Source organism: Pseudomonas sp. JC1203, assembly GCF_056175065.1.
In genome coordinates this window covers 103389-117562 of record NZ_JBWCAM010000006.1, presented here as the reverse complement: position 1 = coordinate 117562, position 14174 = coordinate 103389, and the positions used below count along the sequence as shown (strand labels likewise).

Genomic DNA, 14174 nt, shown 5'->3' with positions numbered 1-14174 from the left:
ACGCACCACAACGCGGCGACACAGACACACAGTCGCAGCGATGCTAACACAGCGGGTCGTTAGCTCAGTTGGTAGAGCAGTTGGCTTTTAACCAATTGGTCGTAGGTTCGAGTCCCACACGACCCACCATATGCAAGAAGAAAAGAGCCGGAACGTGCACAGCACGATCCGGCTTTTTTCGTCCGCGTTTTCTATTCATCGCTGGCTGTCTGCGGCGCGCAAAAAAATCTTTGGAAATCATCTCATTGGCTGTAGCCTTCGTCGGCCCGGTGGTTTGTACCACCAGGGAAACAACGCCCAGGCTCGCGTAAGCACGGGTGGTATACTCGACTTTCGCGCACAAGCGCCTGCAGGTCTTGCCAACATGACGCAGATTTCCGAACGCCTTCTGGTCCAGGCCCACCTCGATGCCAAGCAGCCCAAGCCGCTGACGCCCGAGCAGGAAGCCGACTACCGTGCCGCCATCGCCGCCGAGCTCAAGGCTCAGGACGCCGTGTTGGTCGCGCATTTCTATTGTGACCCGGTAATTCAGGCCCTGGCCGAAGAAACCGGTGGTTGCGTGTCCGACTCCCTGGAAATGGCCCGCTTTGGCAAGAACCACCCGGCCAAGACCGTGGTGGTGGCCGGCGTGCGCTTCATGGGCGAGACGGCAAAAATTCTCACCCCGGAAAAGCGCGTGCTGATGCCGACGCTGGACGCCACCTGTTCGTTGGACCTGGGTTGCCCGGTGGAAGACTTCTCGGCCTTCTGCGACCAGCACCCCGAACGCACCGTGGTGGTGTACGCCAACACCTCGGCGGCGGTGAAAGCGCGTGCCGACTGGGTGGTGACCTCCAGCTGCGCGCTGGAAATCGTCGAAAGCCTGATGGACAACGGCGAGACCATCATCTGGGGCCCGGACAAGCACCTGGGCCGCTACATCCAGAAAAAGACTGGCGCCGACATGCTGCTATGGGACGGTTCGTGCATCGTTCACGAGGAGTTCAAGTGGCGCCAACTGGAAGACATGAAGGCGCTGTACCCGGACGCGGCCATCCTGGTGCACCCTGAATCGCCGGAGTCGGTGATCGAGCTGGCCGATGCCGTGGGCTCTACCAGCCAGCTGATCGCAGCCGCCCAGAGCATGCCGAACAAGACCTTCATCGTCGCCACCGACCGCGGCATCTTCTACAAGATGCAGCAGCTGTGCCCCGACAAGATCTTTGTGGAAGCGCCTACCGCCGGCAACGGCGCCGCCTGCCGCAGCTGCGCGCATTGCCCGTGGATGGCGATGAATACCCTGGAGCGCACGCTGAACGCGCTGCGTGAAGGGCGCAACGAAATCTTCGTCGACCCGGCGCTGATTCCCCAGGCCATCCGCCCGCTCAAGCGCATGCTCGACTTCACCCAGGCTGCACGGATGAAGCTGTCCGGCAACGCCTAGGGGCTGCCTAGGCCTGGCTGGCCACGCCCGCCGCCGTTGGCGCCGGGCTGGTCAGCCGCTTGTTCAATTCCAGCCACTGCCCCAGGGCCAGCATCAGGCCCACGCCTGCCAGCGACGTGGCTATCTGCATGGGCATGCGGTCATCGGCCAGGGCGTTGGCCATGTCCGCCAGCGGCGCCAGCACCACGCTCAGGCAGAAAATCTCCAGTGAATAGCGGCCCATGGTCGCCACCTTCTGCACCAGCCAGTGTTGCACCCAGGCGCCGGACGGCACCAACTTGCCCACGCAATACGCCAGCGCCAGGAAGTGCAGCAGGCGCACCGGCGCCAGGTTGGTCTTGCTGATGGGGTACAGGCGCTCGGCGATCCAGGTGGGCATGAAGGCGTCGTGCAGCGCCGGCCATTTCCAGCTCAGGGCAACCACCGCGCTGACGCCCAGAGCAATTGCGCAGGTCATGAACAGCGGCTGCTGGCGCAACGGGCGCGTATCGGCCACCTGCGGCGCCTGGCTATGCAGCGCCGCCGCGCCGCCCAGCACGAACAGTGCCTGCCAGGCATAGGGGTTGAAATACCACAGGCCGTTGCCGTGGGCAGGAATGTTCCAGCCAAACCACTGCGTCAGGCCATACACCGCCAGCGACACGCCCACCGCATGCCCGGTGTGCCTGATCAGCACCGGCAGCACCAGCGGCAGCCCCGCCAACAGCACGATGTACAACGGCAGCGGGTCCATCAGGTTGGGCTTGAAGCGTAGCAGCAGCTCATCCACCAGCGCCTGCTGGGGGTTTAAGATGAAGTAGTTGAGGTTCATTTCCTGAATCATGTCGCGGGTCTCGACATGGCTGTTGGCGACGAAAATGATGCCCATCAACAGCACCAGCAGGAAGATGTGCACCACGTACAGCACCCAGGCGCGGCGCAGGATGCGCACCGTGGCGATCAGGTAGCCGCTGCGCAGGGCAATCTTGCCGTAGGCCAGCACGGCCGCGTAGCCGGCCAGGAACACGAAGATCTCCGCCGCGTCGCTGAAGCCGAAATTGCGCGCGGTGAAGTTGGCGAGCGGGTTTTGCGGTATGTGATCCCAGAAGATGAAGATCAACGCCAGCCCTCGATAGAAGTCGATACGGTGGTCGCGGCGAGTGATCATGATGAATGGCCTTGAACGAAAGGTGATGGAATAAGGATAGGCGTTCGGCGGGCAGGTTCCGCGTGAAGCATGACGACCGATCAGCGGCGGGGAGGGTCGCGGTTTTTGCCGGTGATTGCAAAACCGGGTTATTACCGAATGTCACAAAGCGCTGGGCAGGCCTTCGTTTGCATCACCCATTCACTAACCTGATGGTGCATGAGCCCTGCGCCTTCCTTCACTAGACTGGCCACTACCATTCAAGGAACACAGGGCATTGGCTATGCACAATCGCATGATGATCACCGGCGCCGGGTCGGGCCTGGGCCGCGAAATCGCGCTTCGCTGGGCACGCGAGGGCTGGCACCTGGCGTTGGCGGACGTCAACGAGGCGGGCCTGGCGCAGACGCTGAAGCTGGTGCGTGAAGCAGGCGGCGACGGCTTCGTGCAACGTTGCGACGTGCGCGACTACAGCCAGCTCACGGCCCTGGCGCAGGCGTGCGAGGAGAAGCTGGGCGGCATCGACGTCATCGTCAATAACGCCGGCGTTGCCTCCGGTGGCTTCTTCAGCGAGTTGCAGCTGGAGGACTGGGACTGGCAGATAGCGATCAATCTGATGGGCGTGGTCAAGGGCTGCAAGGCTTTCCTGCCGTTGCTGGAAAAGAGCAAGGGCACAATCATCAACATCGCTTCAATGGCGGCGCTGATGCAGGGCCCGGCCATGAGCAACTACAACGTCGCCAAGGCGGGCGTGGTGGCGCTGTCGGAGAGCTTGCTGGTGGAACTGCGCCAGCAGGAAGTGGGCGTGCACGTGGTGTGCCCGTCGTTCTTCCAGACCAACCTGCTGGACTCTTTCCGCGGGCCCACCCCGGCCATGAAGGTGCAGGTGGGCAAGCTGCTGGAAAGCTCGCCGATCACGGCGGCCGATATTGCCGATTACGTTTACCGGCGGGTGGCAGAGGGCGAATTCATGATCTTGCCGCATGAGCAGGGGCGGCAGGCGTGGGCGTTGAAGCAGCAGAATCCGCAGGCGCTGTATGACGAGATGGCGAGCATGGCAGAGAAAATGCGCGCCAAGGCACGGCAGGGCTCGTAACCACGGCGCGATCCTGAGTATCCTTGAAAAGCCCGGGCCAGACGCCCGGGTTTTTTTCTACCCGGGAGGCGCTGTGCTCAACTATCTGTGGTTCATCTTGGCGGCTGTCTTCGAAATCGCCGGCTGCTACGCCTTCTACATGTGGCTGCGGCTGGGCAAGAGCGCCTGGTGGACCGTGCCGGCGCTGCTCAGCCTGGCCTGCTTCGCGCTGTTGCTCACCCGCGTCGAAGCCGCCTACGCCGGGCGCGCCTATGCCGCCTACGGGGGCCTGTACATCGTGACTTCACTGGCGTGGCTGGCGCTGGTGGAACGCGTGCGCCCGGCGGGCAGTGACTGGCTGGGCGCGGTGCTGTGCGTGATCGGCGCCAGCATCATCCTGTGGGGGCCGAAACTGCACAGTTCATAAGGGTGGAAAAGCGTTCGAAACCGTACGAATTGGTGTGGTCCTACGTCATTTCCTCAGACTTTTCTGTAGGCAAATTCGACACGGCTTGTAGGGCAATCCTGTTTTGATCCGTAAGCATTGATAGCGGTCAATACCCGGCGCAGTCTCAGGGCTCATTCAATGAGCGTGAGGGTTGGACGATGCTGGTATTGACGCGATCGGTGGGCGAGGCCATTGCCATTGGCGATGACATCTGGGTAAAAATTCTGGAGGTTCGGGGCAACCAGGTGCGCTTCGGCATCCAGGCGCCGAAGCATGTCGAGATCCACCGGGCCGAGGTGTACCGCCGCATCATGGCGCAGACGGCACGCGAAGCGGCGGCGGTGATGCACGGCAGCTGAGGCCGCCAGGTTCAGTCGAACAGCTCTTTGGGGATGTCGTGCTTGAGCATCAGCGTGCATTGCTGGCTCTCGGGGTCGAACACGATGAAGGCCTGGGCTTTCGCCAGGGCGTGGCGGACCCGCTCCACACGGGTCTGCAACGGCGTCTCGTCGCCGTTGTCGGTGCCGTCGCGGGTGACGAAATCCTCGATCAGCAGGGTCAGGGTCTCGGGCGACAGTTGGTCGTGGGGAATCAGCATGGCAGCTCTCGCAAAATGTCATGCATGTTACCACGCGGGTCAGATCGCATTCGGCTCGAAACTGTCGGCGCGGGCCATGGCCCACATGCGCTGGTAGAACTCGCCACTGACTTCGCCGCTCAGCAGTTCACCGGGCTTGAGGAACACATGCAGCTGGGAAAAAAGCTTAACCTCGGTGGCCGACATGCGCCGCACCAGGTGCTTGGCTTCCAGCTGCGAGGGGTGCACCAGGCCCGCCGCGGCGAGCATTTCCGCCAGCGCCTTGAGCGTGTTGTGGTGGAAGTTGAGCACCCGGTTGGCCTTGTCCGGCACCACCAGGGCGCGCTGGCGCAGCAGGTCCTGGGTGGCGACGCCGGTGGGGCATTTGTTGGTGTGGCAGCTTTGCGATTGAATGCAGCCGATGGCGAACATGAAGCCACGCGCCGAGTTGGCCCAGTCGGCGCCGATGGCCAGCACGCTGGCGATGTCGAACGCGCTGACGATCTTGCCGCTGGCGCCCAGCTTGATCTTGTCGCGCAGGTTCATGCCCACCAGGGTGTTGTGCACGAACAGCAGGCCTTCGCGCATGGGCGTGCCCATGTGGTCGGTGAACTCCACGGGGGCGGCGCCGGTGCCACCTTCCTTGCCGTCCACCACGATGAAGTCCGGCAGGATGCCCGTCTCCAGCATGGCCTTGGCGATGCCCATGAACTCCCAGGGGTGGCCCATGCAGAACTTGAACCCCACCGGTTTGCCGCCGGACAGTTCGCGCAGCTGGGCAATGAAATGCATCATCTCGATGGGCGTGGAAAACGCCGAATGGCGTGACGGCGACACGCAGTCTTCGCCCATCATCACCCCGCGGGTGTCGGCGATCTCGCGGGTGACCTTGTGCTTGGGCAGGATGCCGCCGTGGCCGGGCTTGGCGCCCTGGCTCATCTTGATTTCGATCATGCGCACCTGCGGCTCGCGGGCCTGCACGGCGAATTTTTCCGGGTCAAACAGGCCGCTGCTGGTGCGGCAGCCGAAATAGCCGCTGCCCAGCTCCCAGGTCAAGTCACCGCCGTGCTCGCGGTGGTAAGGGCTGATGCTGCCCTCGCCGGTGTCATGGGCGAAGTTGCCCAGCTTGGCGCCCTGGTTCAGCGCGCGAATGGCGTTGGCGCTGAGGGCCCCGAAGCTCATGGCGGAGATGTTGAAGATCGACGCCGAATAGGGCTGGGTGCACTGCGGGCCGCCGATGATCACCCGGAAACTGGCCGGGTCGCTGAGCGGCGCCGGGCGCATGGAGTGGCCGATGAACTCGAAGCCGGGGTGGTACACGTCGATCAGCGTGCCGAACGGCTTGTCGGCGGTCTCATTCTTGGCCCGGGCGTACACCAGCGAACGTTGGGCGCGGGAGAAGGGCAGGGCGTCGCTGTCGGACTCCAGCAGGTACTGGCGGATTTCCGGGCGTATGCCCTCCACCAAGTAGCGAATGTTGCCCAGGATGGGGTAGTTGCGGCGCACCGCGTGGGGTGTCTGCAGCAGGTCGAAAATGCCGATCAGGCTGAGGATGCCGCTGGCGAACGCGAACGGCCACAGCCAGTCGTGGTTCATGAACGGCATGCAGGCGAGGGTGAACAGGACACAGGCGGCAAAGAAGGCGTAGCGGCTCAGCAGCGACAGGCTCATGCAATATCCCCGGGTGACCAGTACATGTCAGGCTCAGGTGTTCTGGGCCTGCAGGAATATGGAAAATAGCTCGGATTGCGACTTGATGCCCAGCTTGCTGTACATGTGTTTCTTGTGCACCTTCACGGTTTCCACCGAAATATCCAGCTTGCGCGCGATCTCCTTGCTGGAGCAGCCGCTGAGCATCAGGCGGCCCACGTCCAGTTCACGCGCGGTCAGCTGCGCGCCCTTGAGCTGCTGCACCGAGGCCTCCAGCTGCGCCCGCCAGTCCGGCGCGGCAATCACTGCGGGCGGGCTGTTGTCCTCGAACGCCAGGCGTTGGCGCAGCAGGGCCAGCACCCACGGCTGAATCAGCGCCAGCAGGGCGATCTGCTCGTTGCCGAAGCGCCGGGTGCTGCCCAGCGACAGGCACAAGGTGCGGTCGGCGTCGATGCGGCAGTTGAACTGGATCTCGTCGGCCACCACGTTCAGGCGGAAGTAGCGCTGGTAGTATTCGGTCAGCTCGAAATGCTCGGGCGCCACCTCGGCCAGGCGGTACAGGCCGTCAGGGGTGGGCTCGCGGCTGGCGATGTAGAACGGGTCCAGCAGGTACAGGCCCTTGAGGTAGTCCTGGAACAGCTGGTCGGGGCTGCCGTCCTCGCCGGGGCACTCGGCGAACACCACGGGCCGCTGGTTGCTGCTGAAAAGCAGCGCCACCCAGCTGTCGAAGCTGACGTACTGGTCCAGCAGGCGCACCAGGCGGGTCCAGAAATTGGCCTTGTCCAGGCCCTCGATCAATTGCCCGACGGCCCGGTGCCAGGCCACGTCGTCCAGCGAAAGACTCATGCAACTACCCCTATCGGGTTACCCCGGCTGCGTAATTCCCCTGGTGGGGGTGTGCTGCGCATACTGGCTCAATCCCGTAGCAGCTGCCGCCAGGCGGCGTCCGGCGCCGCCACGGCGTTGGCAGTGACGCGGCCTGCGGCCGCTGCTACAGGGAATTCACTATCCAACAAGGAGAACCCATGAAGGTCGAACTTGCCCAGCTGGCGGGCCAGGACAATGCCACCGCGTACAACCTTGAACGCGCCTTGGCGGCGATTGCCGCGTGCGCCGAGGATACTCGCCTGGTGGTGTTCCCGGAAACCCACCTGATGGGCTTCCCCTCCGCCCACACCGTGGCTGCGGTCGCCGAGCCGCTGGACGGCCCCACCGTGCGCGCCATCGAGCAGGCCGCCCGCGAGCGCGATATTGCCGTGGTGATCGGCGTGGCCGAGAACGACCAGGGAAGGTTCTACAACACCACGCTGCTGATCACCCCCGAGGGTATTGCCCTCAAGTACCGCAAGACCCACCTGTGGGCCTCGGACCGTGGCGTGTTCAGCGCCGGTGACCGCTTCGCCACCACCCTGTGGCAGGGCGTGCGCGTAGGCCTGCTGATCTGCTACGACATCGAGTTCCCGGAAAGCGCCCGCGCGCTGGGGCAGTTGGGCGCCGAGCTGATCATCGTCACCAACGGCAACATGGACCCCTACGGCCCCACGCACCGCACTGCGATCATGGCCCGCGCCCAGGAAAACCAGGCGTTCGCGCTGATGGTCAACCGCGTTGGTGATGGTGATGGCGGCCTGCTGTTCGCCGGCGGCAGCGCGCTGGTCGACCCGTTCGGCACGCTGCTTGAGGAAGCCGGCCGCGACGAGGTGCAGTTCAGTGTCGAACTGGACCTGACTCGCCTGCAGGCCGCCCGCAAGGACTATCGCTACCTGGACGACCAGCGCCTGCGCCTGCCGGGCGAAGTCGTTGAGCACGCCAACGGCCTGCGCGAGCTGCTTATCCCGCGCTGATGCACTTTTGGCGCGCGGGCCCGCAGAGGCCCGCCGCCTGCTGTTTTTGCCGACCTCGGTTCTGCCATAAATCCAATAATTCGCGGAGTAGTCGTACATGGCTCGTTTGCAACGCACCCTTTCCCTGGGTTCGGTGGTGCTGTTCGGCATCGCCTACATGACCCCGATCATCGTCCTGGGCACCTTCGGTATCCTCGCCCAGTCCACCGCCGGCATGGTGCCGGCCGCTTACCTGGCGGCGCTGGTGGCGATGTTCTTCACCGCCATGAGCTACGGGCGCATGGCCGCCGCCTTCCCGGTGGCCGGCTCGGCCTACAGCTACGTGCGCAAGGCCATCAGCCCCAAGCTGGGCTTCCTGGCGGGCTGGGCAGTGCTGCTGGACTACCTGTTCCTGCCCATGGCCATCTGGCTGATCGGCGCCGCCTACCTGGGCTCGGCATTCCCCGCCGTGCCGCAATGGCTGTGGGTGCTGGCCTTCATCGGCGTCACCAGCCTGATCAACTGCGTGGGCCTGAAGCTGGCCAACACCGTCAACGCGCTGCTGATGCTGGTGCAGTTCCTGGTGCTGGTGGCCTTCGTCGCGCTGGCCGTGCACTACGTGGCCGGTGATGCCAGCAAGCCATTGTGGACCGTGGCACCGTTCTTCAACGGTGACATGCAGATGCCGCTGATCATGAGCGGCGCGGCCATCGCCTGCTACTCGTTCCTGGGCTTCGATGCGGTCAGCACGCTGACAGAGGAAACCCGTGACCCGCGCCGCACCATCCCGCGGGCGATCATGCTCATCACCCTGATCGGCGGGTTGATCTTCGTGGCGGTGTCGTACTTCGTGCAGCTGGCGCACCCCTCGTTCGTGTTCGACAACGTCGATTCTGCGGCCTATGAAATTGCCCGCAATATCGGTGGCGACCTGTTCGTGTCGGTGTTCATGATCGGCCTGATCGTCGGCCAGTTCGCCTCGGGGCTGTCGGCGCAGGCCAGCGGCTCGCGATTGCTGTTCGCCATGGGCCGCGACGGCGTGCTGCCCAAGGCGTTCTTCGGCAAGCTCAGCGAGCGTTTCGGCACGCCGGTCAACAGCATCCTGCTGTGCGGCGTGGTGGCGTTGCTGGCGCTGAAAATGGACGTGACCACCTCCACCTCGTTCATCAACTTCGGCGCCTTCCTGGCCTTCAGCCTGGTGAACCTGTCGGTCATCTTCCATTACTGGATCAATGGTGAAAAACGCGGCCCACGCGAAGTGCTGCTGTTCCTGCTGTGCCCGTTGATCGGCCTGCTGGCGGACCTGTGGCTGATGATCAGCCTCGACCATCTGGCGATCATTCTCGGCGTCAGCTGGCTGGCGCTGGGTTGCGTTTACCTGCTGGTGCTGACCGGCGGCCTGCGCCGCCAACCACCGGAGATGGATTTCCAGGAAGCGACATAACCGCCTCGTAGCAGCTGCCGCCAGGCTGCGTCCTATGGCGCGGTGTGTTCGGACGCGGCCTTTGGCCGCTGCTACAGGTGCCTGGCGCGATTGCCTCCCGCGCAGCCCGCCGAACCCACGTAGCAGCTGCCGCAGGCTGCGTCCGAGGCCGCCGCCTATGCCTGATAATTCGCGGTGCGGGTGACGCAGCCTGGCGGCAGCTGCTACGGGGTATGCAGCAACGCGGCGCGCAGCGCTGGGGTTTCGGGTTGCCAATACTGCGGCTTGCCGGCAATGATCGCCGCCACCGGCAAGCCGTCGCGCAGTACCAGGCGGTTGCCGCTGATGGCCGGCACCTTGGCGCCGGGCAGCAAGGTGCCGGCCAGGTTCAGCGGGTCGCTGGCGCTGATGGCCACCAGGCTGTCGTCCAGCGGCCGCTTGCGCACCTCGCGCAGCACCGGAATGGCCTCGGGCAGGGCGAACTGCTCACCGGCCAGGCCGCTGACAAAGCGCCCACCGCGTATCTCGCCACGGGCCTCCAGGCGATGATAAGTACGCAGCAATTCGCGCCAGCTGGGCAGCCAGTCGGCCTCGCGCTCCAGTAACCGCCAGAACACCACGCCATAACGCCGCAGCAGGGTCATGGCCACCTCGTCCAGCGGGTCACGCTTGTCGTTGCCCACCGGCCGCAGCAGCGCCCAGCGCCCGGCGTCGTCCATGCCACCGATGAACGCACCGCGCCCGCGCCGGGGGCTGCGGGCCTGGCGCTTGCTGGCGGGGGTGATCAGCGCACGCAGGCCGGCGAAGCTGTCGGCGCTTACCAGGCCCGCCGAGACCAATTCCTGCAGGGCGGTCTCCAGCTCGCTGCGCAGCAGGTGCGCGTCGCTGCCCAACTCGTCGAAGAACAGCGCGCCGTGCTGGCCCAGCACCTCGTGCACCTTGCGCGCACGCGGTGACAGTTCTTCAATGCCCACCGCCGGCGACAGGCCGCGCCACAGGTTGGCCCGCGCCCGCGGTAGCAGCACGATGGGCGTGCTGCGCAGGGTGGCGGTCAGCGCCTTGCCGCTGGCGGCCAGGCGCGTCCACAAGGTTTTGCCGGTGCGGCAGGCATCGTCCAGCCATTGGCCGCTGTAGTCCTTGAGGCGGCAGGGCAGCAGGTCGCTTTCCCAGGCTGCGGCTGGGGCGCTGTAGCCTTCCAGTTGTTCCAGCACCTGGCCCAGGGCAGCCTGGCTTTGCAAGCGGGTGCTGCTGCCCAGGTGCTGCCAGTCGAGCAGAAAGCGCATGAAATCCTGCAGGCTGACCGGTTCTATTTCGCGCCGCAGGCGTTTCACAGTGTAGCGATGGATGCGTGCCAGCAGGTGCCGTTCGCACCACTGGCTGTCGCGCACACCGGGGCGGAACTGGCCGCGCAACAGGTAGCCCTGGCCTTCCAACCGCGCCAGCGCCTGTTCCACCTGTGGCAGGGGCAGGTTCAGCGGCCCGGCGATTTCCCCCAGGCGCAGCGGCGCGAAGCCGCTCAGGCGCGCGCGCAGCAGCTCCTGGCAGGCAGCGTCGCGGTCCCAAGGCTCGTCGAAGCCAGGCAATGGGTGCAAGGCGGGCGTGCAGCGCGCGGCGGGGTACAGCGCCCGCAGCAGCGGCAGGCGCTCCACGGCCAGCCACAATAACTGGCCGTTGCCGGCGTTTATCAGCGTCGCGCGGCCGCCCGCCGCCAAGGCTTGCAGCCAGCCTTGCCACTGGGGCTGGCTGGCGGTTTCGTGGCTGTTGATGGCCGCCAGTTGCATCAGCGCCTCGTGCATCTCGTCCAGCGTATGAGGCGCCGGCCAGGCTTCGGCGGCCACCGCGGCAATCGCTTCGGCGTCCAGCGCGCCCAGGTCATCGGCCGCCTGAGGTTCCTGCCAGCGGCGGTTGAGCACCGCCTGGGTGCGGCGTTCTTCCAGCGGCGCGTCGTCGAGAAACGCATAGGGCCGCGCATTCAGAATTGCCGCGGCCAACGGCGAGGGTGCCGGCAGGTCGTGGCTGATCAGCCGTACCTGGCCCTGTTCCATGCGCCGCAGCAGGGCCAGCCAGCCTTCGCTGTCCATGGCCTCGTGCAGGCAGTCGTCGAGGGTCTGTTCCACCAGCGGGTGGTCGGGAATCTCGCGCTCGCCGACGATGTTTTCCAGGCAGGCAATCTGGTCGGGGAACACCGTGGCAATCAGGTCTTCGCTCTTCATGCGCTGCACCTGCGGCGCCACCTTGCGGCCGCCGGTGTAGCGCGGCAGCGCCAGGGCCACGCCGGTGGTCCAGCGCCAGCGCACGCCGAACAACGGCGCGTCGAGCACGGCCTGGATCAGCAGGTGCTCGGCGCTGTTGCTGTTGAGGTAGCGCCACACCTCGTCCAGGGCGAAGCTGTGGCTGGTGGACAGCGACAGCACGATGGCGTCTTCGCTGGCGGCGGCCTGCAGCTCGAAGTTGAAGGTGCGGCAGAAGCGCTTGCGCAGCGCCAGGCCCCAGGCGCGGTTGATGCGGCTGCCAAACGGTGTGTGGATGATCAGTTGGGTGCCGCCGGACTCGTCGAAAAAGCGCTCCATGATCAGCGTGTCGCGCGAGGGCAGGGCGCCCAGGGCGTTGCGCGTGCGGGCCAGGTAGTCCACCAGTTGCTCGGCACTGTCGGCGCCCAGTCCCAGCTCGGCCTGCAGTTGCTCGATCAGCCTCCGCAGCTGGCCGTCGAGTGCGCCCAGGCGTTCGTCGATATGCCCTTGCAGGCGCGCTACCGCCAGCGACAGCTCGTCGCTGCGCCCCGGCGCCTCGCCCAGCCAGAACGGGATGTTCGGCGGCTGGCCCTGGGCGTCTTCCACGCGCACCCGGCCGGTCTCGATGCGCAGGATGCGGTACGAGGTGTTGCCGAGCTGGAAGATGTCACCGGCAATGCTTTCCACCGCGAAGTCTTCATTGACGCTGCCCACGTTCAGGCCCTGGGGTTCGAGCACCACGCTGTAGTCGGCGTTGTCGGGGATGGTGCCGCCGCTGGTGACGGCGGTCAGCTGTGCGCCACGGCGGCCACGCAGGGTACCGCTCACCGCGTCGCGGTGCAGGTACGCGGCACGCACGCCCTGGCGCCCGCTGTAGCCCTCGGCAAGCATGCGCAGCAGCGCCTGGTAATGGGCCGGGTCCAGCTGCGCGTAGGGCATGGCCCGCTGCATCAGCGCCAGCAGTGCGTCTTCGTGCCATTCCTGGCAGCTGACCTCGGCGATGATCTGCTGGGCCAGCACGTCCAGGGGGGCCTTGGGCACGTGGAGGATATCCAGCTCGCCACGGCGCACGCAGTCGAGCAACGCCGCGCATTCGATCAGGTCGTCCAGGGACGTGGCGAACAGCCGGCCCTTGGGCGTGCCGCCCACCTGGTGGCCCGAACGCCCGACCCTTTGCAGGAACGCCGAGATCGAGCGCGGCGAGGCGATCTGGCACACCAGCTCGACGTCGCCAATGTCCAGCCCCAGTTCCAGCGAGGCGGTGGCCACCAGCACCCGCAGCTCGCCGCGCTTGAGCCGCTGTTCGGCGGCCAGCCGCTGTTCCTTGGCCAGGCTGCCGTGGTGGGCGGCCACTGCATCGCGGCCGAGGCGGTCGCTGAGGTGCCGCGCGAGGCGTTCGGCCAGGCGCCGGGTGTTGACGAAGATCAGCGTGGTGCGGTGCTGGCGGCTCAATTCGGCGAGGCGGTCGTAGACCAGCAGCCACACGTCATTGGCCATCACCGCGCCCAAGGGCACCGGCGGTACCTCGATGGCCAGGTCGCGGGGCCGCGCATGGCCGATGTCGACGATGGCGCACGGCCGTTCGTGCCCTACCAGGAACCGCGCCACGCGTTCGATGGGCTGCTGGGTAGCCGACAGGCCAATACGCCGCAGCGGCGCCGGGCACAGCGCCTGCAAACGCTCCAGGCTCAGCGCCAGGTGGCTGCCGCGCTTGCTGGCGGCCACCGCGTGGATCTCGTCGACGATCACCGTGCCGACGTTGCCGAGCATCTTGCGCCCCGAGGCCGAGCCCAATAGCACATACAGCGATTCAGGGGTGCTGACCAGAATGTGCGGCGCCTGCTTGCGCATGGCCGCGCGCTCTTTCTGCGGGGTGTCGCCAGTGCGCACCGCCGTGCGAATCGGCACCGGCGGCAGGCCCATGGCCTGCAGCTGTTCGCCGATGCCGGCCAAGGGGTGTTGCAGGTTGATCTGGATGTCGTTGGACAGCGCTTTCAGTGGCGACACATAGACCACCAGGGTCTGCTCGGGCAGGGCGTCGCCCAGCTGCACCAGGTCGTCGATCACCGCCAGGAACGCCGTCAGCGTTTTGCCCGAGCCGGTGGGCGCCGCCACCAGCAGTGATTCGCCGGCCTTGATCAATGGCCACGCGCGCGCCTGGGCCGGAGTCACGGCCGGGAAGGTGTGCTGGAACCAGGCGCGGGTGGCGGGGTGGAAACCGTCGAGCGCCGGGTCGTCGGAAGCGGGCAGGTTCATTCAGTATTGATGCGCTAGCCGGCTGCAAGTTGCAACTGTGGGAGCTGGCTTGCCAGCGAGCTTTGTGGGCCTCCAAAAGCTCGCTGGCAAGCCCGCTCCCACCATACAAATCCCAGCCCGCCCAAAATGCGCATGCCCAGAA

11 protein-coding genes and 1 tRNA gene are annotated in these 14174 nt (G+C 65.7%); 7 read left to right on the top strand and 5 right to left on the bottom strand.

Features of this window, described 5'->3' with window-relative positions:
- The first annotated feature begins 53 nt into the window (after window positions 1–53).
- Both AC0SZ7_RS11275 and nadA read left to right on the top strand, forming a co-directional pair.
- Window positions 54–129, top strand: a tRNA-Lys gene (locus AC0SZ7_RS11275).
- A gap of 235 nt (window positions 130–364) precedes the next feature.
- Window positions 365–1423: a quinolinate synthase NadA gene (gene nadA / locus AC0SZ7_RS11270; RefSeq protein ID WP_475504474.1), complete on the top strand. Its 1059-nt coding sequence runs from the start codon at window positions 365–367 to the stop codon at window positions 1421–1423.
- 7 nt (window positions 1424–1430) lie between these two features.
- On the opposite strand, the gene AC0SZ7_RS11265 is transcribed toward nadA, so the two are convergent.
- Window positions 1431–2570 carry an OpgC family protein gene (locus tag AC0SZ7_RS11265; RefSeq protein ID WP_475504473.1) on the bottom strand — a complete coding sequence of 380 codons (1140 nt, stop codon included), beginning with the start codon at window positions 2568–2570 and terminating at the stop codon, window positions 1431–1433.
- A 262-nt stretch (window positions 2571–2832) separates the two neighbouring features.
- On the opposite strand from AC0SZ7_RS11265, the gene AC0SZ7_RS11260 reads away from it, so the two are divergent.
- The 3 genes from AC0SZ7_RS11260 (at window position 2833) to csrA (ending at window position 4431) form a co-directional block, all read left to right on the top strand.
- Window positions 2833–3645 carry an SDR family oxidoreductase gene (locus AC0SZ7_RS11260; protein WP_475504623.1) on the top strand — a complete coding sequence of 271 codons (813 nt, stop codon included), beginning with the start codon at window positions 2833–2835 and terminating at the stop codon, window positions 3643–3645.
- Between the two features lie 73 nt (window positions 3646–3718).
- Window positions 3719–4051: a YnfA family protein gene (locus AC0SZ7_RS11255; RefSeq protein ID WP_475504472.1), complete on the top strand. Its 333-nt coding sequence runs from the start codon at window positions 3719–3721 to the stop codon at window positions 4049–4051.
- 179 nt (window positions 4052–4230) lie between these two features.
- The gene (csrA, locus tag AC0SZ7_RS11250; protein WP_475504471.1) at window positions 4231–4431 is read left to right on the top strand and encodes a carbon storage regulator CsrA; all 201 of its coding nucleotides are present in this window, start codon (window positions 4231–4233) and stop codon (window positions 4429–4431) included.
- 11 nt (window positions 4432–4442) lie between these two features.
- Here csrA and AC0SZ7_RS11245 read toward each other — a convergent pair whose 3' ends face one another.
- From AC0SZ7_RS11245 to AC0SZ7_RS11235, 3 genes are read right to left on the bottom strand one after another with little or no spacing between them, the layout of a single operon-like run.
- A complete protein-coding gene (locus tag AC0SZ7_RS11245) occupies window positions 4443–4670 on the bottom strand; it encodes a YheU family protein (protein WP_416426270.1) in 228 nt (75 codons plus the stop codon).
- Between the two features lie 39 nt (window positions 4671–4709).
- Complete coding sequence (locus tag AC0SZ7_RS11240; RefSeq protein WP_475504470.1) at window positions 4710–6320, bottom strand: FMN-binding glutamate synthase family protein; 1611 nt, start codon at window positions 6318–6320, stop codon at window positions 4710–4712.
- 33 nt (window positions 6321–6353) lie between these two features.
- Complete coding sequence (locus AC0SZ7_RS11235) at window positions 6354–7145, bottom strand: helix-turn-helix transcriptional regulator (protein ID WP_475504469.1); 792 nt, start codon at window positions 7143–7145, stop codon at window positions 6354–6356.
- Between the two features lie 179 nt (window positions 7146–7324).
- Here AC0SZ7_RS11235 and AC0SZ7_RS11230 point away from each other — a divergent pair, with 179 nt between their 5' ends.
- A complete protein-coding gene (locus tag AC0SZ7_RS11230) occupies window positions 7325–8143 on the top strand; it encodes a carbon-nitrogen hydrolase family protein (RefSeq protein ID WP_475504468.1) in 819 nt (272 codons plus the stop codon).
- Between the two features lie 97 nt (window positions 8144–8240).
- Window positions 8241–9566 (top strand): APC family permease, encoded by a 1326-nt coding sequence (locus tag AC0SZ7_RS11225; RefSeq protein ID WP_475504467.1) that lies wholly within the window; start codon window positions 8241–8243, stop codon window positions 9564–9566.
- A 203-nt stretch (window positions 9567–9769) separates the two neighbouring features.
- Here AC0SZ7_RS11225 and AC0SZ7_RS11220 read toward each other — a convergent pair whose 3' ends face one another.
- Window positions 9770–14032, bottom strand: a complete 4263-nt coding sequence (locus AC0SZ7_RS11220; RefSeq protein WP_475504466.1) for a DEAD/DEAH box helicase — start codon at window positions 14030–14032, stop codon at window positions 9770–9772.
- Window positions 14033–14174 lie beyond the last annotated feature (142 nt).

Bases quoted from the DNA above. Each gene is read 5' to 3' on its own strand.
- nadA (WP_475504474.1), top strand. From the start codon at position 365: ATGACGCAGATTTCCGAACGCCTTCTGGTCCAGGCCCACCTCGATGCC.
- AC0SZ7_RS11265 (WP_475504473.1), bottom strand. From the start codon at position 2,570: ATGATCACTCGCCGCGACCACCGTATCGACTTCTATCGAGGGCTGGCG.
- AC0SZ7_RS11260 (WP_475504623.1), top strand. From the start codon at position 2,833: ATGCACAATCGCATGATGATCACCGGCGCCGGGTCGGGCCTGGGCCGC.
- csrA (WP_475504471.1), top strand. From the start codon at position 4,231: ATGCTGGTATTGACGCGATCGGTGGGCGAGGCCATTGCCATTGGCGAT.
- AC0SZ7_RS11245 (WP_416426270.1), bottom strand. From the start codon at position 4,670: ATGCTGATTCCCCACGACCAACTGTCGCCCGAGACCCTGACCCTGCTG.
- AC0SZ7_RS11240 (WP_475504470.1), bottom strand. From the start codon at position 6,320: ATGAGCCTGTCGCTGCTGAGCCGCTACGCCTTCTTTGCCGCCTGTGTC.
- AC0SZ7_RS11235 (WP_475504469.1), bottom strand. From the start codon at position 7,145: ATGAGTCTTTCGCTGGACGACGTGGCCTGGCACCGGGCCGTCGGGCAA.
- AC0SZ7_RS11230 (WP_475504468.1), top strand. From the start codon at position 7,325: ATGAAGGTCGAACTTGCCCAGCTGGCGGGCCAGGACAATGCCACCGCG.
- AC0SZ7_RS11225 (WP_475504467.1), top strand. From the start codon at position 8,241: ATGGCTCGTTTGCAACGCACCCTTTCCCTGGGTTCGGTGGTGCTGTTC.
- AC0SZ7_RS11220 (WP_475504466.1), bottom strand. From the start codon at position 14,032: ATGAACCTGCCCGCTTCCGACGACCCGGCGCTCGACGGTTTCCACCCC.